The organism is Streptomyces sp. NPDC051576 (assembly GCF_040681835.1).
Lineage (GTDB): Bacteria > Actinomycetota > Actinomycetes > Streptomycetales > Streptomycetaceae > Streptomyces.
This window is the reverse complement of record NZ_JBFAZO010000001.1, coordinates 818,075-837,396: the sequence shown is the minus strand read 5'-3', so window position 1 is coordinate 837,396 and position 19,322 is coordinate 818,075. Positions and strand designations below refer to the sequence as shown.

16 protein-coding genes are annotated in these 19,322 nt (G+C 68.2%); 7 read left to right on the top strand and 9 right to left on the bottom strand.

Features of this window, described 5'->3' with window-relative positions; genetic code table 11:
• Window positions 1–82 precede the first annotated feature (82 nt).
• From AB0M63_RS03985 to AB0M63_RS03975, 3 genes are read right to left on the bottom strand one after another with little or no spacing between them, the layout of a single operon-like run.
• Window positions 83–502, bottom strand: coding sequence for a DUF6113 family protein (locus AB0M63_RS03985; protein WP_355922204.1), 420 nt, complete (start codon window positions 500–502; stop codon window positions 83–85).
• Window positions 502–1,362: an N-acetyl-1-D-myo-inositol-2-amino-2-deoxy-alpha-D-glucopyranoside deacetylase gene (mshB, locus tag AB0M63_RS03980; protein ID WP_366018282.1), complete on the bottom strand. Its 861-nt coding sequence runs from the start codon at window positions 1,360–1,362 to the stop codon at window positions 502–504. The genes AB0M63_RS03985 and mshB overlap by 1 nt, the downstream gene beginning before the upstream one ends.
• A gap of 23 nt (window positions 1,363–1,385) precedes the next feature.
• Window positions 1,386–1,580, bottom strand: coding sequence for a hypothetical protein (locus AB0M63_RS03975; RefSeq protein WP_019072052.1), 195 nt, complete (start codon window positions 1,578–1,580; stop codon window positions 1,386–1,388).
• Between the two features lie 202 nt (window positions 1,581–1,782).
• Between AB0M63_RS03975 and AB0M63_RS03970 the strand changes: the two genes are divergently transcribed.
• Window positions 1,783–3,900: a prolyl oligopeptidase family serine peptidase gene (locus AB0M63_RS03970; RefSeq protein ID WP_366018280.1), complete on the top strand. Its 2,118-nt coding sequence runs from the start codon at window positions 1,783–1,785 to the stop codon at window positions 3,898–3,900.
• A gap of 150 nt (window positions 3,901–4,050) precedes the next feature.
• On the opposite strand, the gene AB0M63_RS03965 is transcribed toward AB0M63_RS03970, so the two are convergent.
• The 5 genes from AB0M63_RS03965 to AB0M63_RS03945 form a co-directional block, all read right to left on the bottom strand.
• Window positions 4,051–5,124 (bottom strand): dipeptide ABC transporter ATP-binding protein, encoded by a 1,074-nt coding sequence (locus AB0M63_RS03965; protein ID WP_366018279.1) that lies wholly within the window; start codon window positions 5,122–5,124, stop codon window positions 4,051–4,053.
• Entirely contained in the window at window positions 5,117–6,091 is a 975-nt protein-coding gene (locus AB0M63_RS03960) for an ABC transporter ATP-binding protein (protein ID WP_366018278.1), read from the bottom strand. The genes AB0M63_RS03965 and AB0M63_RS03960 overlap by 8 nt, the downstream gene beginning before the upstream one ends.
• A 644-nt stretch (window positions 6,092–6,735) precedes the next feature.
• Window positions 6,736–7,716 (bottom strand): ABC transporter permease, encoded by a 981-nt coding sequence (locus tag AB0M63_RS03955; RefSeq protein ID WP_355922219.1) that lies wholly within the window; start codon window positions 7,714–7,716, stop codon window positions 6,736–6,738.
• Complete coding sequence (locus AB0M63_RS03950) at window positions 7,709–8,632, bottom strand: ABC transporter permease (protein WP_355922222.1); 924 nt, start codon at window positions 8,630–8,632, stop codon at window positions 7,709–7,711. The genes AB0M63_RS03955 and AB0M63_RS03950 overlap by 8 nt, the downstream gene beginning before the upstream one ends.
• A gap of 6 nt (window positions 8,633–8,638) precedes the next feature.
• Window positions 8,639–10,276, bottom strand: a complete 1,638-nt coding sequence (locus AB0M63_RS03945) for an ABC transporter substrate-binding protein (RefSeq protein ID WP_355922225.1) — start codon at window positions 10,274–10,276, stop codon at window positions 8,639–8,641.
• A 440-nt stretch (window positions 10,277–10,716) separates the two neighbouring features.
• On the opposite strand from AB0M63_RS03945, the gene AB0M63_RS03940 reads away from it, so the two are divergent.
• From AB0M63_RS03940 to AB0M63_RS03915, 6 genes are all read left to right on the top strand, one after another.
• Window positions 10,717–11,742: an ABC transporter permease gene (locus tag AB0M63_RS03940; RefSeq protein ID WP_355922228.1), complete on the top strand. Its 1,026-nt coding sequence runs from the start codon at window positions 10,717–10,719 to the stop codon at window positions 11,740–11,742.
• 93 nt (window positions 11,743–11,835) lie between these two features.
• A complete protein-coding gene (locus AB0M63_RS03935) occupies window positions 11,836–13,566 on the top strand; it encodes an ABC transporter substrate-binding protein (protein WP_355922231.1) in 1,731 nt (576 codons plus the stop codon).
• 106 nt (window positions 13,567–13,672) lie between these two features.
• Window positions 13,673–14,653 carry an ABC transporter permease gene (locus AB0M63_RS03930; RefSeq protein WP_355922234.1) on the top strand — a complete coding sequence of 327 codons (981 nt, stop codon included), beginning with the start codon at window positions 13,673–13,675 and terminating at the stop codon, window positions 14,651–14,653.
• A 50-nt stretch (window positions 14,654–14,703) separates the two neighbouring features.
• On the top strand, window positions 14,704–15,744 hold the full coding sequence (locus tag AB0M63_RS03925; RefSeq protein WP_355922237.1) for an ABC transporter ATP-binding protein: 1,041 nt from the start codon (window positions 14,704–14,706) through the stop codon (window positions 15,742–15,744).
• 25 nt (window positions 15,745–15,769) lie between these two features.
• Entirely contained in the window at window positions 15,770–16,816 is a 1,047-nt protein-coding gene (locus AB0M63_RS03920) for a dipeptide ABC transporter ATP-binding protein (RefSeq protein WP_366018277.1), read from the top strand.
• A 158-nt stretch (window positions 16,817–16,974) separates the two neighbouring features.
• A complete protein-coding gene (locus tag AB0M63_RS03915) occupies window positions 16,975–17,967 on the top strand; it encodes a class I SAM-dependent methyltransferase (protein WP_366018275.1) in 993 nt (330 codons plus the stop codon).
• A gap of 235 nt (window positions 17,968–18,202) precedes the next feature.
• On the opposite strand, the gene AB0M63_RS03910 is transcribed toward AB0M63_RS03915, so the two are convergent.
• Window positions 18,203–19,315: a dipeptide ABC transporter ATP-binding protein gene (locus AB0M63_RS03910; RefSeq protein ID WP_366018274.1), complete on the bottom strand. Its 1,113-nt coding sequence runs from the start codon at window positions 19,313–19,315 to the stop codon at window positions 18,203–18,205.
• Window positions 19,316–19,322 lie beyond the last annotated feature (7 nt).

Below are 19,322 nucleotides of genomic sequence, written 5' to 3'. Positions count from 1 at the left end.
TGGCCACTTCTTGGCGGAATCCCACGGCCGCTGGGGAAACCCACACCGGACTCGCACGCGCGCCTCACCGCGAAGTGGTACGTCACTTGCCAAGTCGGACGTCAGGGCTGCTTGGTTGCCGCCCCAAACCCAACGTGGCACACATCACAGCAACGGCCATTCCGCCGAGCAGGAAGAGATAGGAACCGACTCCCGCGCCGAAGAGGAAGTCGCCTTCCGGGCGGCTGGCGGTGAGCAGGATGACGGCGACCATCCAGCCGGCGGCGGGCGCCACGGCACCGCCCCGTCCGTCGGCCGCTCTCGCCCCGCCGAGGAAGAGTCCGGCCGCTCCCGCGAGCGCGAGCAGCAGCCCGCCCGGGAACCACGCGGCCTGCACCAGCGCCCCCGCCGCCCCGACGACCGCGCCGAGCACGAAGAGGCCCAGGTAGGCCAACACCCGTAGCCCGGAAGGCCGTTGCAGCGGCTGGGCGAGCAGACTCCCGCCACCGTGGTTGGCGCTCATCACAGGCCCAGCCCTTCGAAGAGGTCGGTCTCGGGCGTCGGGCCGCCGGCCTCGCCCTGGACCAACTCGTAGTACTCAGTGGTGAGGATCGACTGCGCGAGATGGTTGGAGAGCACGAAGTACGGCTCGTCCGGGGCGACTTCGATCTGGGTGGCGTGCGCGCGCATCGCCGCGGTCTTGGCGGCGGCGTACGCCGAGCCGTCGATCGCGGCGGTGATCCGCCCGCCGTCCACGACACCCGGTACGTCGTCCACGGCGGCCGCCTCGGCGAAGGGCAGATCCGGCAGCGCGACGCGGAGCCGCGCGAAGCCCTCCTCCACGACGGTCCGGGGGACGCGGTTCCAGTAGACCTTGGCGATCGGGTGCCCGGCGTCGGCGGCGAGTTCGGCTGCGCGCATGGCGACGCGGTGGGCCTGGATGTGGTCGGGGTGGCCGTAGCCGCCGTCGGGGTCGTAGGTGATCAGGACCTGGGGGCGGGTCGCGCGGATCACCTCGACGAGATGTCCGGCGGCCTCGTCGACGTCGGCCTGCCAGAAGCAGGCGGGGTCGTCGTTGTCCGGGGTGCCCATCATCCCGGAGTCCTGGTACCGCCCGGCGCCGCCCAGGAAGCCGTGGTCCGCGACACCGAGCGCCTTCATGGCGGCCGTGAGTTCGCGCTCCCGCTCCGCGGCCAGGTCGGAGCCCGACAGATGCCGCAGTGCGGGCGGAATGACCTCGCCGTGCTCACCGAGGGTGCACGTGACCAGCGTCACGTGGGCACCCTCGGCCGCGTACTTGGCCATGGTCGCGCCGTTGTTGATCGACTCGTCGTCCGGGTGCGCGTGCACCAGCAGCAGACGACGGCCGGGCAGTTCCGTCATGCGCCCACCCTAAAGGTGAGCCGTCAGAACTTGATGCTGCCGATCATGCTCGCGATGTTCGTCGTGAGATCGCTGATCGTGGGCGCGACCGTCGAGGAGGCCAGATAGAACCCGAGGAGGACGCAGACGACCGCGTGTCCGCCCTTCAGCCCTGATTTCTTGACCAGAAGGAAGACGACGATCGCCAGCAGCACCACCGCCGAAATCGAGAGTGCCACGGCGGCTCACCTCCAATGATCCCAGGGACTCGGGGGGTCGGACTATGGGGGCAATGGATCCATGGAGTGGATCCGTAGAGCAAATCCATACAGCAGCCAGCAGGTTGATACCCACCCAGCGCTAGTGATCATAACTATCCGCGCTCGCGCATCGCTCGGCGCACAGCCGCACAAGGGGGCGCATGGCCAATATGGTCGGGGGATGACGACCGAGGCTGACTCCTTCCCCCGACGGCACGCCCGTACCCAGCGGTTCACGCTCGGCGCGCCGCGCGCGTTCACCGTGGCGCCCGACGGTTCCCGGGTCGTGTTCCTGCGCTCCGCCTCCGGCACGGACCGGGCGAACGCGCTGTGGATCCTCGATCCGGCGGGCGGCGAGGAGCGCGTGGCGGCCGACCCGCGCGCCCTCCTGGGCGGCGCCTCGGAGCACCTCTCGCCCGAGGAGCGGGCGCGCCGCGAACGCACCCGTGAGGGCGGTGCCGGGATCGTCGGCTACGCCACCGACAGCGCCGTCGAGTTGGCCTCCTTCGCGTTGTCAGGGCGGCTTTTCACCGCCGACCTGGAGGCCGGCACGGCGCGTGAACTCCCCGTCCCCGGACCGGTGATCGACCCCCGCCCCGCCCCCGACGGACGGCACATCGCCTACGTCACCGGCGGCGCCCTGCGGGTCGTGGGGGCCGAGGGCGACGGCGACCGGGCGCTCGCCGAGCCGGAGTCGGAACAAGTCACCTACGGGCTGGCCGAGTTCATCGCGGCCGAGGAGATGAGCCGTACCCGCGGCTTCTGGTGGGCGCCGGACTCGGAGCATCTGCTGGTCGCGCGCGCGGACGACACTCCGGTGCGGCGCTGGTGGATCGCCGACCCGGCCCACCCCGAGCGCGAGCCGCAGCGGGTGGCGTATCCGGCGGCGGGCACCGCCAACGCGGAGGTGCGGCTGTACGTGGTCGGTCTGGACGGGGTGCGCACGGAGGTCGTCTGGGACCGCGCGCGTTACCCGTATCTGGCACGAGTGCACTGGTCAGAGGCGGGGGCGCCGCTGCTGCTGGTGCAGGCCCGGGACCAGCGCAGCCAGTTGTTCCTGGCCGTGGAGCCCGACTCCGGGGCGACCCGGATGGTGCACGCCGACGAAGATCCAGTTTGGCTTGATCTTTTCCCTGGTGTGCCGTGCTGGAGCCCTTCGGGACGACTTGTGCGAATCGCCGACGAGGGCGGCGCCCGGGTTCTCGCGGTGGGTGAACGCCTGCTCACAGGGCCGCAGTTGCATGTGCGCGCCGTCCTGGACGTCTCGGACGACAGCGTGCTGGTCTCGGCCTCGGCGGGCGAGGACGCGCCCGCCCCGGAGACCGGCGAGGTGCACGTCTACCGGGTGAACGAACTCGGCCTGGAGCGTCTCTCGCAGGAGCCCGGCGTGCACTCGGCGGTACGCGCGGGGGGCGTGACGGTCCTGCTGTCGGCGACACCCGGGCGGCCGGGCACCCAGGTACAGGTCCTGCGTGAGGGCAGGAAGACGGTGACCGTCGCGTCGTACGCCGAAGATCCCGGTATGTCCCCGCGCATCACCTTCACCGAGGGGGGCGCACGCCGCGTCCCGTGCGCCCTGCTTATGCCACGCGACTACGACGGCCAGAACCCGCTGCCCGTTCTGATGGATCCCTACGGCGGTCCGCACGGCCCGCGCGTGGTCGCCGCGCACAACGCGCACCTCACTTCGCAGTGGTTCGCCGACCAGGGTTTCGCGGTGCTCGTCGCCGACGGCCGCGGCACCCCCGGCCGCTCACCGGCCTGGGAGAAGGCCGTCCACCGCGACTTCACGGTCTCCCTGGACGACCAGATCGACGCCCTCCAGGACCTCGCGAAGAGCCACCCGCTCGACCTCTCCAGGGTGGCCATCCGCGGCTGGTCCTACGGCGGTTGGCTGGCCGGCCTCGCCGTGCTGCGCCGCCCGGACGTCTTCCACGCGGGCATCGCGGGCGCCCCGGTCACCGACTGGCGGCTCTACGACACCCACTACACGGAGCGGTACCTGGGCGACCCGGCCGCTGACCCGGAGTCGTACGCGAAGAGCAGTCTCGTCACCGACGAGGGGCTGTCCTCGCCCGCCGACCCGCACCGCCCGCTGATGGTCGTGCACGGCCTCGCCGACGACAACGTGGTGGTCGCGCACGCCCTGCGGCTGTCCTCCGCACTGCTGGCCGCCGGCCGCCCGCACGAGGTGCTGCCGCTGTCCGGGGTGACGCACATGACCCCGCAGGAACAGGTCGCGGAGAATCTGCTGCTGCTCCAAGTCGACTTCCTGAAGCGGGCGTTGGGCCTGCTCTAGGTACGGCAACGGACCGGGGCGACATGGCGCGCCCCGGTCCGTTTACGGCACCCGCACGGCCGTACGTCATTCAGGTTGACGCGTCCGTATATCGAGATCGGGTCGGCCGAGTTGCCTGCGTGTTAACGCGGTTGATGCCTGTTTGTGGCGCTATTCCACCCCATTGTCAAGATCGTCCGGGGATGCTTCCGGGGGTGCTTCAGTGGGTACGACCGTCTTCTCCTCCGCGAAGTGGCAGGCCGAGTCGTGCGCGGCGGGCCCGCTCGCGAGCCGGAACTCGGCCGGTACCGCGAGCAGCGGCACCTCCAGCGCACACCGTTCCTGCGCCTTCCAGCAGCGGGTACGGAAGCGGCACCCGGACGGGATGTTCGTCGGGGACGGCACGTCACCCGCCAGGATGATCCGCTCCCGGTGCTCGCGCGCGTCCGGGTCGGGCACGGGTACGGCGGACAGCAGCGCCTGGGTGTAGGGGTGGGTCGGGTGGTCGTAGATCTCGGCGTCCCTGCCGATCTCCACGATCCGGCCGAGGTACATGACCCCGACCCGGTCCGAGATGTGCCGGACGATCGACAGGTCGTGCGCGATGAAGATGTACGACAGGTCGAACTCGTCCTGCAGCCGGTCGAGGAGGTTGATCACCTGGGCCTGCACGGAGACATCGAGCGCGGAGACGGGTTCGTCCGCGACGATGACCTCGGGGCGCAGGGCCAACCCCCGTGCGATGCCGATGCGTTGGCGCTGGCCGCCGGAGAACTGGTGCGGATACCGGTTGATGTACTCGGGGTTGAGCCCGACCACGTCCAGCAGATCCTGAACCCGCTTGCGCCGGTCGCCCTTCGGGGCCGCCTCGGGATGGATCTCGTACGGCTCCCCGATGATGTCGCCGACGGTCATGCGGGGGTTGAGCGAGGTGTACGGGTCCTGGAACACCATCTGGATGTTGCGCCGCGCGGCCTTCAGGGCTCGCCCGGACATACGGCTGATGTCCTCGCCCTTGAACTTGATCGAACCGTCCGTCGGCCGCTCAAGGTTGACCAGCATCTTGGCCACGGTCGACTTGCCGCATCCGGACTCGCCGACGATGCCGAGGGTCTCTCCCCTGTTGAGCGTGAAGTCCACACCGTCGACGGCCTTGACGGCACCGACCTGCTTCTTGAAGAGGATGCCCTGGGTCAAGGGATAGTGCTTGACCAGTCCACTGACTTCCAGGATCGGCTCAACCATTGAGGCACTCCCTCCAGAAGTGGCAGGCGCTGCCCCGGTGTTCGTCCACCTCGTAGAGGGGTGGCTCGTCCGTCCGGCACACGTCCTGGGCCATCGGGCAGCGGGGGTTGAAGGCGCAGCCGGGCGGGATGTGCATCAGGTTGGGCGGGAGGCCCTTGATGGCGTAGAGCTCCTGCCCCTTCTGGTCGAGCCGCGGGATGGAGTCCAACAGGCCGCGCGTGTACGGATGTGCCGGGGCCTTGTAGATGTCATGGACCGGGGCCGACTCGACGATCCGCCCGGCGTACATCACGGCGATCTTGTCGGCGACGTCGGCGACGACTCCGAGGTCGTGGGTGATGAGGATGAGCCCCATGTGCAGCTCGCGCTGCAACTCGGCGAGCAGGTCCATGACTTGGGCCTGGACGGTGACGTCGAGGGCTGTGGTGGGTTCGTCGGCGATGATCAGCGCCGGCTCCAGGGCGAGCGCCATGGCGATCATGATGCGCTGGCGCATACCGCCGGAGAACTGGTGGGGATAGTCGCGGACGCGTTCCTTCGCGGCCGGGATCCGCACCCGCTCCATCAGCTCGACTGCCTTGGCGCGGGCGTCCTTGCGGGACATCCCCCGGTGCACGACGAACATCTCACCGAGCTGGTCGCCCACGGAGAGCACGGGGTTGAGCGAGGACAGCGCGTCCTGGAAGATCATCGCCATCTCGGCGCCGCGGACCTTGCGCCGCTCGTCCTCCTTGAACTTGAGCAGATCCTGCCCCCGGAACAGGATCTCCCCACCGGTGATCTTCCCCGGCGGCACATCGAGAATCCCCATGACGGCCTGCGCGGTCACGGACTTCCCGGACCCCGACTCCCCCAGCACGGCGAGGGTCTCCCCCTCGTCCACGCTGTAGTTGACCCCGTTGACGGCCTTGGCGACCCCGTCCCTGGTCCTGAACTCCACGTGCAGATCCCGCACTTCGAGCAACATGACGCCGATCACCTCACCTTCGGATCAGAGACGCCGCACACCGCGCCGCCGAACATGACGAACACGAACCGGCCGGGCGGCACGGACGCGGCCACGGCACCACACCGCGCAGCCGGGGCGAACAACGCACCCGGCTCACCGACGGCCCGAACCGAAGACCTCGGCCCGCTCGGCAACCCCCGCCGCAGACCATGCGCTTGCAGCGTCAGCACGCCGTCACCTCACCTTCGGATCGAGGGCGTCACGCACAGCGTCGCCGGGCACCAGGAACGCAGGGACGGGGACCGCGGGCACGGCCGAGGCACAACGCGCAGCCGGGGCAGAAGGCACTCCCCCGTCAGCCGCCCCACCAGCGGCCCGCGCCCAAGTTCCGGCCATGCTCCGCAACCCCACAGGGACCCGGCCCAGCCGCAGCCCACTCACTTCCACCACCCTCACGCCACCTCAACTCGCCTTCGGACCGAGGGCGTCGCGAGCCGCGCCGCCGAGCAGGGAGAACGCGGACACGGGGACCGCAGCGGGGCCGGGCCACCGGGCGGACGGGACCGATGACGACGGCACACCCGCGCCTCCCGCCCGACCGCCTGCGGGAACCAGGCCCAACCATCGACCGCTCACCTCACACCCGCTCAAAAACACACCCCTCACCTCAACTTCGGATCAAGGGCATCCCGCACCGCGTCGCCCAGCATGATGAACGCGAGGACGGTGATCGCCAGGGCTCCGGCCGGCCAGAGGAGCATGTGGGGGGCGTTGCGGATGTAGGCGGAGGCCGCGGAGATGTCGATGCCCCAGCTGACCGTGGGGGGCTTCAGGCCCACGCCGAGGTACGACAGGGTCGCCTCCAGGGAGATGTAGGTGCCGAGCGCGATGGTCGCTACGACGATCACCGGGGCGACCGCGTTCGGGGTGATGTGCCGTAGCAGGAGGCGGGAGTTGGAGGCGCCGAGGGCTCGGGCGGCCTGGACGTAGTCGTTCTGTTTGGCGGTGATGACCGAGCCGCGCGCGATGCGGGAGATCTGCGGCCAGCCGAGCAGCACCATGAAGCCGATGACCGGCCAGACCGTGTTGCTGGTCACCACCGAGAGAAGGACCAGTCCGCCGAGGACCACCGGGATCGCGAAGAAGATGTCCGTCAGGCGGGACAGGATCGAGTCCCAGACCCCGCCGAAGAAGCCGGCCAGGCCGCCCAGGACCGACCCGAAGAGCGCGACGCCCAGCGTGGCGAGGACGCCCACCGTGACGGATGTACGGGTGCCGTAGACCGTGCGCGTGTAGACGTCGCAGCCCTGGCCGTCGTAGCCGAAGGGGTGGCCGGGCTGGGAGCCCTCCTGGGCCTTCGCGAGGTCGCACTTGAGGGGGTTGCCCGAGGCGATCAGCGAGGGCCAGAGGGAGATGACGACCAGGAAGAGGATGACGAGCGCGGAGATGATGAAGACGGGGTTGCGGCGCAGGTCGCGCCACGCGTCGGACCAGAGGGAGCGGGGCCGCTCCGCCGGGCCGGCGCCCTCGGGGCCGCCCGGGGTCCGCTCCAGGGTCTCCGCCTCGCTCGTGGCGAGGTCCATCGCCCCGCCCATACCGGTCCCGGCGATGGCGCGATCCTGCTCGAACGGCTGCTCAGGCATAGCGGATCCTCGGGTCGAGTACGGCGTACAGGAGGTCGACGAGGAGGTTGGCGACCAGGAAGACGAGGACGAGGATCGTCACGAAGCCGACGACGGTCTGCGTGTTCTGGCGGACGATCCCCTGGTAGAGCTGGAAGCCGACGCCGTGGATGTTGAAGATCCGCTCGGTGACGATCGCGCCGCCCATCAGGGCGCCGATGTCGGTGCCGATGAAGGTGACCACGGGGATGAGCGAGTTGCGCAGCAGGTGCCGGACGATCACCCGGCGTCTCGGCAGGCCCTTCGCGACGGCCGTACGGACGTAGTCGGAGCGCTTGTTCTCCGCGATGGAGGTGCGCGTCAGCCGGGTCACGTACGCGAGGGAGACCGAGGCGAGGACCAGACCGGGGACGATCAGTTCGCTGAAGGTCGCGTCCGTGGAGACGGACGGTTTGATCCAGCCCCACTCGACACCGAGCAGCAGTTGCAGCAGCAGACCGGTGACGAAGGTGGGGACGGAGATGACGACGAGGGTGAGCAGGAGCACGGAGGTGTCGATCGGGCGGCCGCGCCGGAGGCCGGTGATGACGCCCAGCGTGATGCCGACGACGACCTCGATGACGATCGCCACGAGGGTGAGCCGGATGGTGACGGGGAACGCGGTCGCCATCAGCTCGGTGACCTTCTGCCCGTTGAACGCCGTACCGAAGTCACCGGTGAAGACGTTCCCCATGTAGGTCAGGTACTGCTGCCACACGGGCTTGTCGAGGCCGAACTCACGCTCGAGCTGGGCGGCCGTCGCCGGGTCGCACTGCCGGTCGCCGCAGAGGCCCGCGATGGGGTCGCCCATCACGTTCACCATCAGGAAGATCAGCAGTGTGGCGCCGATGAAGACCGGGATCATCTGCAGCAGCCGCCGGACGACGTACCGCCCCATCGCGGGTCAGCCGACCTTGATCTCGTTGTACACCGGGACGCTGAACGGGTTGAGCGCCACGTTGGAGAGCCGGTCGGAGTAGCCCGCGCTGCCGTTCTGGTACCAGAGCGGGATGGCGGCCATGTTGTCCCGCACGACGCCCTCGGCCTGCTGGAAGAGCTTGATCGCCTTGGCGGTGTCGGTCTCCGCGTTGGCCTGGTTCACGAGCTTGTCGAAGTCCTTGTTGGACCACTGGCCGTCGTTGGAGGAGGCGTTGGTGTAGTAGAGCGGCTGGAGGAAGTTCTGGATGAGCGGGTAGTCCATCTGCCAGCCGGCCCTGAACGGCCCGGTCATCTTGTGCTGGCCGATCTGGTTGCGGAAGTCGGCGAAGGTGCCGACCGGGTTGCCGACGCACGCCTTGTCGTTGCCGAGCGCGTTGTTGATGGAGTTGCACACGGCGTCCACCCACTCCTTGTGCGAGCCCGTGTCCGCGTTGTACGTGATCTTGACCTGCCCGCCGGGGATCCCGCCGCCCTCCTGGACCAGCTTCTTCGCCTCGGTCGGGTTGTACTTGCACGCGTCCCCGCACAGCCCGTCCTGGAAGCCGCCCGCGGTGCCGAGCACCGGGGAGGTCCAGTCGGTGGCCGGGGTGCGGGTCTTCTGGAAGATCGTGTCGGTGATCTGGTCCCGGTTGATGGCCATGGACAGCCCCGTGCGGACCTTCTCCGAGCCGCTCTTGTTCCAGTTCTTGTCGTAGTACGGGAACGCGAGGGTCTGGATGATGCCGGCGGGCGTGTTGATGTACCGCCCGCCGAGGTCGCTCTTGACGTTCTTGAGCTGCGCGGCCGGGACGTCGTCGACCAGGTCGAGGTTGCCGGCCATCAGGTCGGTGTAGGCGGTGTTGTTGTCGGTGTAGACCTTGAGGGTCACGCCACCGTTCTGTGCCTTGTCCGCACCGGTGTAGCCGTCCCACTTCTTGAGCTGCATCTGCGAGCCCTTGGTGTACGACTCGATCGTGTAGGGCCCGTTGCCGACCGGCTTCTTCAGCCAGGCGGCGTGGTCGGAGAAGAACGTCGTCGGCAGCGGGGAGTAGGCCGCGTAGCCGAGGGTGTCGGGGAAGGTCGAGAACTTCTGGGTGAGCTTGATGGTGAAGGTGTCGGTGCCCGTCACCTTGAGCCCGCTGAGGGTGTCGGCGGACTGGGAGCCGCTGTCGGGGTGGACCTTGTCGTAGCCCTCGATGTACCCGAAGAAGTACGCGTTCTTCTGGTTGTTCTTGAGGCTGGCGCCGTAGTTCCAGGCGTCGACGAACGACTTCGCGGTCACGGCCTCGCCGTTGCTGAACTTCCAGCCGCTCTTCACCGTGACCGTGAAGTTCTGCGAATCCGTGCTCTCGATCTTGTCGGCGAGCATGTCCTGGGCCTTGCCGGTCTTCGGGTCGTAGCGCTTCAGACCGCGGAAGACCATGTCGAGGACCTTGCCGCCCTGCACCTCGTTGGTGTTGGCCGGCTCCAGCGGGTTCTGGGGGTCGCCCCAGGAGGCGCTGAGCACCGCGCTGCCGTCACCACCGCCGCCGCTGCCGCTGCTCCCGCCGCCCCCGCAGGCGGTCGCCGCGAGGGCTACCGCCGCCGCGCAAGCGGCCCATCTGGCGTGCGTGGCTCCACGCATCGAGTGCCTCCTCAGGAAAGCCGATCCATTACCGGTCAATATCGGCGCAAAAGGCAAATACCGCCTGCGGACCCATCCGTTCGGGGGACATCCGACGTCTGTTCAGACGATCTTCGGTGTAGCGCACAATGGATCACCGACAAGCGATGCGGAACCGTTGGATTGTGACGCCCCGATGTACGCATTCCGATACAGAGGCGTCCGCATAACGAACTCATTGCCCGTTTCGCGTAGTTGGCCCGATCTAAAACACGGATCGATCACGGCACGCTACCCGCGTAGCTACGGATTGGTCAAAGGAAAGCAAAGAAGGTAAAGAGAAACCCAAGCCGACCCAGATTTTATTGACCTTGCATGAATTGCGTTGAAAAAGTCCGGCGTAGCCCGTAGGGGAGTGCCCTGCGGAGTCTCATCAGACCCTCCCTTGGGCCAGGAGCACCATGACCCCCCCAACTCCATCCGCGGCCCCGCTCGAGGTGACCGACGAGAGCGTCGAGAAGTCGATCACTTCTCCCGACTCGAAGGCCGGCGAGAGCAGGTCTCCGGGGCAGCTCGCGTGGCGCCGTTTCAAACGGGACCGCACGGGCGTCATATCGGCGATCATCGTGATCTTCTTCTTCGCGATCGCGCTGGCCGCACCGCTGATATCCAAGCTGTACGGGAAGGATCCGTACACGACGTACGCGAGCCAGGACCCGAGCCTGCTCGACGCCTTCTCGTACCCGGCGGGCGCGAACGGCGGCATGAGCTCGCAGTTCTGGTTCGGCATCGAGCCGCAGCTCGGACGCGACGTCTTCACCTTCCTGATCTACGGCATCCGGACCTCGCTGGGCATCGCCCTGGCGGCCACCCTGATCACGACCGTCGTCGGTGTCGTCGTGGGTGTGACCGCGGGCTACCTGGGCGGCAAGACGGACTACCTCGTCGGCCGGATCATCGACATCGTGCTGTCGATCCCCTCGACGCTGTTCATCATCGCCTTCATGCCGGTGGTGTTCGGGCTCTTCGTCGCCGCCGACGACAACATCCCGACCTGGCTGCGGGCCACCGCGCTCATCATCATGATGTCCCTCTTCGGCTGGGCGTCGATCGCCCGTCTGCTGCGCGGCCAGGTACTCGGCCTGCGCGAGCGGGAGTTCATCGAGGCCGCCAAGGTGACCGGGGCGTCACCGGCGCGCATCGTGTTCAAGGAACTGCTGCCCAACCTGTGGACCCCGATCCTCATCCAGTCCACCCTCATGCTCCCGGCCTATGTGACCGCGGAGGCGGGCTTCGCCTTCCTCGGTGTCGGCATGATCGACCCGACCCCCGACTGGGGCGTCATGATCCAGCGGGGCGCCCAGTTCTACACCCAGGACTTCACCTTCATGCTCTTCCCGGGCCTGGCCATGGTGATCTTCGTCCTGGCGTTCAACCTGCTCGGCGACTCGGCGCGCGACGCGCTCGACCCGAAGTCCAAGCGCTGACCCATCTCTCATCTCCGGTCCGGTCAACGTCGTCCGGCTGGTCCGTCCCACCCCTAAGGCAGGGCTACTGTGTCTTTCTCCCGTAGAAACTTCATGATCGCCACCGGCGTGGTGGCCGCGTCGAGCTCGGTGCTGACCGCCTGTGGCGGCGGCAACTCGACCTCGAACAGCAAGGTCCCCTCGGTCAGCAAGGCCAAGCAGAGCAAGATCGAGGTCGGCACGAAGGCCGACTCGACGGGCCCCGCCCCCGAGGTCGCCGGCGCGGTCAAGGGCGGGACGATCTACGGGCTCGACCAGTTCGACATGGACCACCTCGACCCGGCGCAGATCTACGTCTCCACCGAGATCCTGATCACCACGCCGATCATGCGCGGCCTGACCGGTTACAAGCTCGACTCCAAGGGCGGCGCCACCCTGGTCGGCGACGTGGCCACGGACGCGGGCACGGCCAAGGACGGCGGCAAGACCTGGTCGTTCACCATCAAGGACGGCATCAAGTGGGAGGACGGCTCCGACCTCTCCATGGACGACGTCCGCCACACCTTCGAGCGCCTCTTCGCCTCCTTCGTCACCGAGGGCCCGCGCTACGTCCAGCAGTTCCTCGTCGGCGGCGACAAGTACAAGGGTCCCTACGACGGCAAGAGCCTCGACTCCATCGAGATCGACGGCAAGACCATCACCTTCCGCCTCAACGAGGCCCGCGGTGACTTCAACTTCACGCTCGCCGAGCGCGCGTACTCCTTCGTGAAGAAGTCGAAGGACACCAAGGAGAAGTACGACAAGCAGCCGTTCTCCTGCGGCCCGTACAAGATCTCCGCCCGCGACGTCGGCAAGTCCCTGACGTACACCCGCAACGAGCACTGGGACCCGGCGACGGACCCGATCCGCAACGCCTACCCGGACAAGTACCTCTTCCAGTTCGGCTTCGAACTGCTGGCCTCGACCGACCGCTACATCGCGGACAAGGGCAACGACCAGTACACAATGTCGATCTTCAACGAGGTCGCCCCCGAGCGGATCGCCACGGTCCTCACCAACGCGAAGCTCAAGCAGCAGGTGCTCACCGCGGTCGACACGGTCACCTACTACTGGCCGATCAACACCACCCGGATCACGGACGTCAAGGTCCGCCAGGCCATCAACTACGCCTGGCCGAACCAGCAGTTGCAGACCATCCGCGGTGGCGCGTCCACCAGCGAGATAGCGACCACCATCTTCAGCCCGGTGACGCCCGGTTACACGGAATTCGACCTGTACAACAAGACCAAGAAGCCCGGCGGCGACCCGGTCAAGGCCAAGGCCCTCCTCAAGGAGGCCGGCAAGGTCGGGCAGAAGCTGGTCATCGCCTACCAGACGTCCGACAACGCGGTGAAGCAGGCCGTCGCGATCAAGAACGCGCTGGAGGCCGCCGGCTTCACGGTCGTCAACAAGCAGATCGACAAGTCGACCTTCTACACCCAGATCGGCAAGATCGACAACACGTACGACCTGTTCGCGGCCGGCTGGAGCCCGGACTGGCCGGGCGGCTACTCGGTGTTCTACCCCTGCTGGGACGGCGCCAACATCGGCGACGGCCGCAGCAACTACGCCCAGCTGAAGAACGCGAGCGTCGACAAGGCCATCGCGGCCGCCTCCCTGATCACCGACGCGGACGAGGCCAACAAGGCCTGGGGCGCCATCGACAAGCAGGTCATGGAGCTCGCGGCCTGTGTCCCGGACTACCACGCCATCCGCAACTGGATGCACGGTACGAAGGTCGGCGGCTTCGTCTACGACGCCGGAAACACGGGCATCGCGCTCACCAGGCTCTACGTCAAGAAGTAGGCGCCACCGCCACCCAAGGGGGCGGCCCCCACCCCGGGCCGCCCCCCACCGGCTCCACACCCCTCACGCCCCGGCAACGGCGCCCCGTCCGGAAAGTCCTGACCCCATGTTCCGCTTCCTTGTCCGCCGTACGATCGGCGCGCTGGTCATTCTGCTGATCATCAGCGCCATCACGTTCTGGCTCTTCTACGCCGTCCCGCGTGACCCGGCCATGATGTCCTGCGGCAAGAACTGCACGCCGGCCTCGCTGGCGCAGATCCGGCACAACCTGGGCATCGACCATCCGATACCGGTCCAGTACTGGGACTGGCTCAAGGGCATCTTCGTCGGACGTGACTACAGCGGCTTCGGGCACTGCAACGCTCCGTGCCTGGGCTACTCCTTCGCCAACAACGAGCCCGTCTTCGGCACGATCATGGACCGGCTGCCGCTGACCCTCTCGCTCGCCTTCGGCTCGGCCGTCATCTTCCTGATCTTCGGTGTCGGCACCGGCATGATCGCGGCGCTCAAGCAGGGCAAGTTCCTGGACAAGTTCGCGACCTCGGTCTCGCTGCTCGGCTCCTCGCTGCAGATCTACTTCGTCGGCTACATCGCGCTGTACTTCCTGGTCTTCAAGGCCGGCATCCTCGACCAGCCCTCGTACACGGCACTGACCGACAACCCCGCCAAGTGGTTCTCGGGTCTGCTGCTGCCGTGGCTCGTGCTGTCGATCATCTTCACCGCCAACTACACCCGCATGGCCCGCTCCCAGCTCGTCGAGCAGCTCAGCGAGGACTACGTCCGTACGGCCCGCGCCAAGGGCCTCTCACGGGCCAACGTGTTCCTGCGCTTCGCCTGGCGCGGCGCGATGGGCCCGATCGTCACGGTGTTCGGCATCGACCTGGGCACGCTGATCGGCGGCGCGATCATCACCGAGCAGGTCTTCAGCCTCCAGGGCATCGGCCGCCTCGCGGTGATCTCCGTCATCCAGAGCGACCTGCCGATGCTGCTCGGCGTCACCGTGCTCGGCGCGGCCGCGATCGTGTTCTTCAACATCATCGTCGACGCCGCCTACGCCTTCATCGACCCGCGGATCCGGCTCGCCTGACCCTCCGCCCGTAACCCCTACCCCCCGCATCACCCCCCAGGAGCGTCTCCGTGACGAGCACCGATCAGCAGCCCTTCCTCTCCGTGAGGGATCTCAAGGTCCACTTCTCCACCGAGGACGGCATCGTCAAGGCCGTCGACGGGCTCTCCTTCGACGTCGAACGCGGCAAGACGCTCGGCATCGTCGGTGAGTCGGGCTCCGGCAAGTCCGTCACCAACCTGACGATCCTGGGCCTCCACGACCGCGACCGTACGGCGATCGAGGGCGAGATCCTGCTCGACGGCAAGGAGTTGCTCACCGCCTCCGAGCGGGAGCTGGAGCGGCTGCGCGGCAACAAGATGGCCATGATCTTCCAGGACGCGCTGGCCTCGCTGTCGCCGTACCACACGGTCGGCAAGCAGATCGCCGAGACGTACCGCAAGCACACCGGTGCCTCCAAGAAGGAAGCCCGGGAGCGCGCGATCGAGATGCTGAAGCGGGTCGGGATCCCGCAGCCGGAGGTCCGGGTGGACGACTACCCGCACCTGTTCTCCGGCGGTATGCGCCAGCGCGCGATGATCGCCATGGCGCTGGTCTGCGACCCGGAGCTGCTGATCGCCGACGAGCCGACGACCGCCCTCGACGTGACGGTCCAGGCCCAGATCATGGACCTGCTGAAGGACCTCCAGCAGGAGTTCGGCACGGCGATCGTGTTCATCACGCACGACCTCGGCGTGATCGCCGACATCGCCGACGACGTCCTGGTGATGTACGGCGGCCGGTGTGTGGAGCGCGGCACCAAGAAGGAGGTGCTGAGGGACCCGCAGCACCCCTACACGCTCGGTCTGCTCAGCTCCATGCCGAGCCTCGAAGGATCGGTCGACGTGCCGTTGATGCCGATCCCGGGCTCGCCGCCCTCGCTGCTCAATCCGCCGACCGGCTGCCGCTTCCACCCGCGGTGCGCCTTCGCCGAGAAGGTCGAGGGCGGGCTGTGCTCCAGCGAACGGCCCGTGCTGGAGGTGGTCGACGGCCGGGGTTCCGCCTGCCATCTCACCACCGAGCAGCGCCAGGAACTCTTCGCCGATCTCGCCGCCGTAGCCCAGCACAACTGACGTACTAGAAACGGGACTTCCCATCATGAGCGACACGAACCCCCTCCTGGACGTCAGCGGGCTGACCAAACACTTCCCGATCAAGGGCGGCTTTCCGATCCGCCGTACGGTCGGCGCCGTGCAGGCCGTCGACGGGCTGGACTTCCAGGTCTCCGAGGGCGAGAGCCTGGGCCTGGTCGGCGAGTCGGGCTGCGGCAAGTCGACGACGGGCCGGCTGATCACCCGGCTCCTGGAGCCGACCGGCGGCAAGGTCACCTACCGCGGCCAGGACATCACCCACGCCGACCGCAAGCAACTCGCGCCGATTCGCTCCGAGATCCAGATGATCTTCCAGGACCCGTACGCCTCGCTGAACCCGCGGCAGACGGTCGGCAAGATCGTGTCCGGCCCGATGGAGATCAACGGCATCAACCCGGCCGGCGGCCGCGAGGCCCGCGTGCGCGAGCTGCTGGAGATCGTCGGCCTCAACCCCGAGCACTACAACCGCTTCCCGCACGAGTTCTCCGGCGGCCAGCGCCAACGCATCGGCGTGGCAAGGGCGTTGGCCCTGGAACCGAAGCTGATCGTGGCGGACGAGCCGGTCTCGGCCCTGGACGTGTCGATCCAGGCCCAGGTCGTCAACCTGCTCCAGAAGGTGCAGCGGGAACTCGGCATCGCCTTCGTGTTCATCGCCCACGACCTGGCGATCGTCCGGCACTTCTCACAGCGAGTCGCGGTAATGTACCTCGGCAAGATCGTGGAGATCGCCGACCGCGACGACCTGTACGGAAACCCGCGCCACCCCTATACGCGGGCCCTGCTCTCGGCCGTACCCGAGGCCACGGTGGACGAGACGCCGGCGCGCGAGCGCATCCGGCTGGTCGGTGACGTGCCGTCGCCGATCAACCCGCCCACCGGCTGCCGCTTCCGCACCCGTTGCTGGAAGGCGACGGACAAGTGCGCGACGGAGGCTCCGCCGCTGGTCCAGGTCGAGGGCAACAAGCCCGGCCACCTGACCGCATGCCACTACCCCGAGACGGCGGACACCGTTCCGGCACCCCGTCTCGCCAAGGACCCCGAGGCGGCGGCCTGACACACCCCTTTAGTCAGCCGCCCCCTTCAGGAACGGACCTTCACCGGCCCATTGACCCGAGCCCATGACTGTCCGCTTCCAGGGGACGAAGGCCCGCGCCCACCCAGGCGCGGGCCTTCGCCATGTCCGGCCCCCTCCCCGTGTGACAAACTGCCGCGGTGGTCGATCGTTCGTTCACGGACCCTTCGCTCGCCGCGTTGTACGACACCCTCAATCCCTGGGGGCCCGGCGACGACTTCTGTCTCTCCCTGGTGATGTCCGCCGTTGCCGTGCTCGACATCGGGTGCGGTACGGGGCGGCTGCTCGGGCGGGCCCGGCGGGAGGGGCATCGGGGGCGGCTCATGGGGCTCGATCCGGCCGCCGCGATGCTGGTGCGGGCGCGGGCTCATGAGCCCGGGGTCGAGTGGGTGCTCGGGGATCTGCGGTCGCGGGAGTGGCGCGGCGAGTTCGAGCTCGCCGTGATGACCGGTCACGCCTTCCAAGTGCTGCTCGGCGACGAGGAGTTGCGCCTCGCGCTGGCTTCCGTACGCGCCGCGCTGGCTCCTGGCGGACGGTTCGTCTTCGAGACGCGGAATCCGGACGCCCGGGCCTGGGAGAAGTGGACGCCGGACCGTGCGCGGGAGGTCTCCGACGGAAACGGCGGGGTCGTTCGGGTATGGCACGAGGTCGAGTCCGTGGCGGCGGGCGGGGAGCGGGTCACGTTCACGGAGACCTTCGCCGGCCCGCACTGGGAGCTGCCGCAGGTCGCCCGGACCACGCTGCGGTTCCTCGGCGTCGATGCCCTGGACGGGTTTCTCCGGGAGGCCGGGTTCGTTGTCGTCGAGCGGTACGGCGACTGGGGGCGGGGGGGCGTTGACCCTTGCCTGTCCCGAGATCATCACTGTGGCCGAGGTTGTGGGGCGTTGCGGTTAGGGCGCTTCTGCGGTGCTGTTGGGCCACTCGTTTCTTTGCCAGTGTCGGGCGGGGGTGGGGGGCCAGGCATGCCCTCCCTCGCCTGTGCCGCGTTGCGGGGCGGTGTGGTGGGTGCGCCCGCGTCCTGCCTGTGTGCCGGCTCGGCTCGGCGGCCAACGGTGGGTGGGCGCGGCACGGAGGCAAGCGGTTTCTGGAAGCTGGGTCCCAAAGCGGCCAGTCAGCAGCCACCCGGCTGGTGAGAAATGACCCGCTTCTGGGACGAACCCACCAGTTGGCGCGCCGCCTTGATCGTTGCCGCTGAGCCGAACCGGTGTCGGCTAGGCGCGGACGCGCCCTCCGCGCCGGCCCACAACGCAGCGCCGGCGAGGGTGCGCACACCTGGGCCCCCGTTTCTTCAGGGCCGCTCCAACCCGACACTGGCAAGAAGCGAGCGGTCCGACGGTCACTTCTCGGCACCGCCGAGTCGACCAGCCCCTATTCCTCCTCCAATGCCGCCAACGCCGGATCCAGCACGATGTCCTCGGCCCTCGCCTCGGTCGTCGGTTCCTCCGGGAAGTGGCAGGCCGTCAAGTGGCCGGTGTGGTTGCCGGAGATCTGGATCAGCGGGGGTTCCTCGGTGGCGCACTTGTCCTGGGCCTTCCAGCAGCGGGTGCGGAAGCGGCAGCCGGAGGGGGGAGAGATGGGGGAAGGGACGTCGCCCGCGAGGCGGATGCGTTCGCGGCCGGTGCTCTCGTCGTCGCCGAGGTTCACCTCGGGGACGGCCGACAGCAGCGCGTGGGTGTACGGGTGCCGGGGGCGGTTGTAGATGGAGTCCCGGTCACCGACCTCGATGATCTTTCCGAGGTACATCACCGCGACCCGGTGCGAGAAGTGCCGTACGACTGCGAGGTCGTGGGCGATGAACAGGAAGGCGATGCCCAGTTCCTTCTGGACCTCCTGGAGCAGGTTGACGACCTGCGCCTGGATCGACACGTCCAGGGCCGAGACCGGCTCGTCCGCCACGATCAGCTTCGGCTCCAGGGCCAACGCCCTTGCCACGCCGATGCGTTGGCGCTGGCCGCCGGAGAACTCGTGCGGGAAGCGGTTGTAGTGCTCGGGGTTGAGGCCGACGATCTCCAGCAGCTCGCGCACGCGGGCCTCGCGGCCGCCCTCCGGCTGGATGCCGTTGATCTCCATCGGGCCCGAGATGATCTTTCCGACCGTCTGGCGGGGGTTCAGGGAGGAGTACGGGTCCTGGAAGATCATCTGGATCTCGGAGCGGATCGGCGCGAGTTGCTTGCGCGAGGCGTGCGAGATGTCCTGGCCGCGGTACGAGATCTTGCCCGCCGTCGGCTCCAGGAGCCGGGTGATCAGCCGGCCCGTCGTCGACTTGCCGCAGCCCGACTCACCGACCAGGCCGAAGCTCTCCCCCACGTGCACGGTGAGGTCGATGCCGTCGACGGCCTGGACGGCGCCGACCGTACGGCGGATCGGGAAGCCGCCCTTCACCGGGAAATGCTTGGTCAGGCCCTCCACGACCAGGAGCGGGTCCCCGGAAGATTCCGGTACCGCGTCGCGCGGGGCGGGCAGGACGAGGTCCTCTGTCATGACGTCT

Bases quoted from the DNA above. Each gene is read 5' to 3' on its own strand.
- AB0M63_RS03965 (WP_366018279.1), bottom strand. From the start codon at position 5,124: ATGGTTGAGCCGATCCTGGAAGTCAGTGGACTGGTCAAGCACTATCCC.
- AB0M63_RS03935 (WP_355922231.1), top strand. From the start codon at position 11,836: ATGATCGCCACCGGCGTGGTGGCCGCGTCGAGCTCGGTGCTGACCGCC.
- AB0M63_RS03930 (WP_355922234.1), top strand. From the start codon at position 13,673: ATGTTCCGCTTCCTTGTCCGCCGTACGATCGGCGCGCTGGTCATTCTG.
- mshB (WP_366018282.1), bottom strand. From the start codon at position 1,362: ATGACGGAACTGCCCGGCCGTCGTCTGCTGCTGGTGCACGCGCACCCG.
- AB0M63_RS03940 (WP_355922228.1), top strand. From the start codon at position 10,717: ATGACCCCCCCAACTCCATCCGCGGCCCCGCTCGAGGTGACCGACGAG.
- AB0M63_RS03945 (WP_355922225.1), bottom strand. From the start codon at position 10,276: ATGCGTGGAGCCACGCACGCCAGATGGGCCGCTTGCGCGGCGGCGGTA.
- AB0M63_RS03960 (WP_366018278.1), bottom strand. From the start codon at position 6,091: ATGTTGCTCGAAGTGCGGGATCTGCACGTGGAGTTCAGGACCAGGGAC.
- AB0M63_RS03985 (WP_355922204.1), bottom strand. From the start codon at position 502: ATGAGCGCCAACCACGGTGGCGGGAGTCTGCTCGCCCAGCCGCTGCAA.
- AB0M63_RS03910 (WP_366018274.1), bottom strand. From the start codon at position 19,315: ATGACAGAGGACCTCGTCCTGCCCGCCCCGCGCGACGCGGTACCGGAA.
- AB0M63_RS03920 (WP_366018277.1), top strand. From the start codon at position 15,770: ATGAGCGACACGAACCCCCTCCTGGACGTCAGCGGGCTGACCAAACAC.
- AB0M63_RS03970 (WP_366018280.1), top strand. From the start codon at position 1,783: ATGACGACCGAGGCTGACTCCTTCCCCCGACGGCACGCCCGTACCCAG.
- AB0M63_RS03955 (WP_355922219.1), bottom strand. From the start codon at position 7,716: ATGCCTGAGCAGCCGTTCGAGCAGGATCGCGCCATCGCCGGGACCGGT.
- AB0M63_RS03950 (WP_355922222.1), bottom strand. From the start codon at position 8,632: ATGGGGCGGTACGTCGTCCGGCGGCTGCTGCAGATGATCCCGGTCTTC.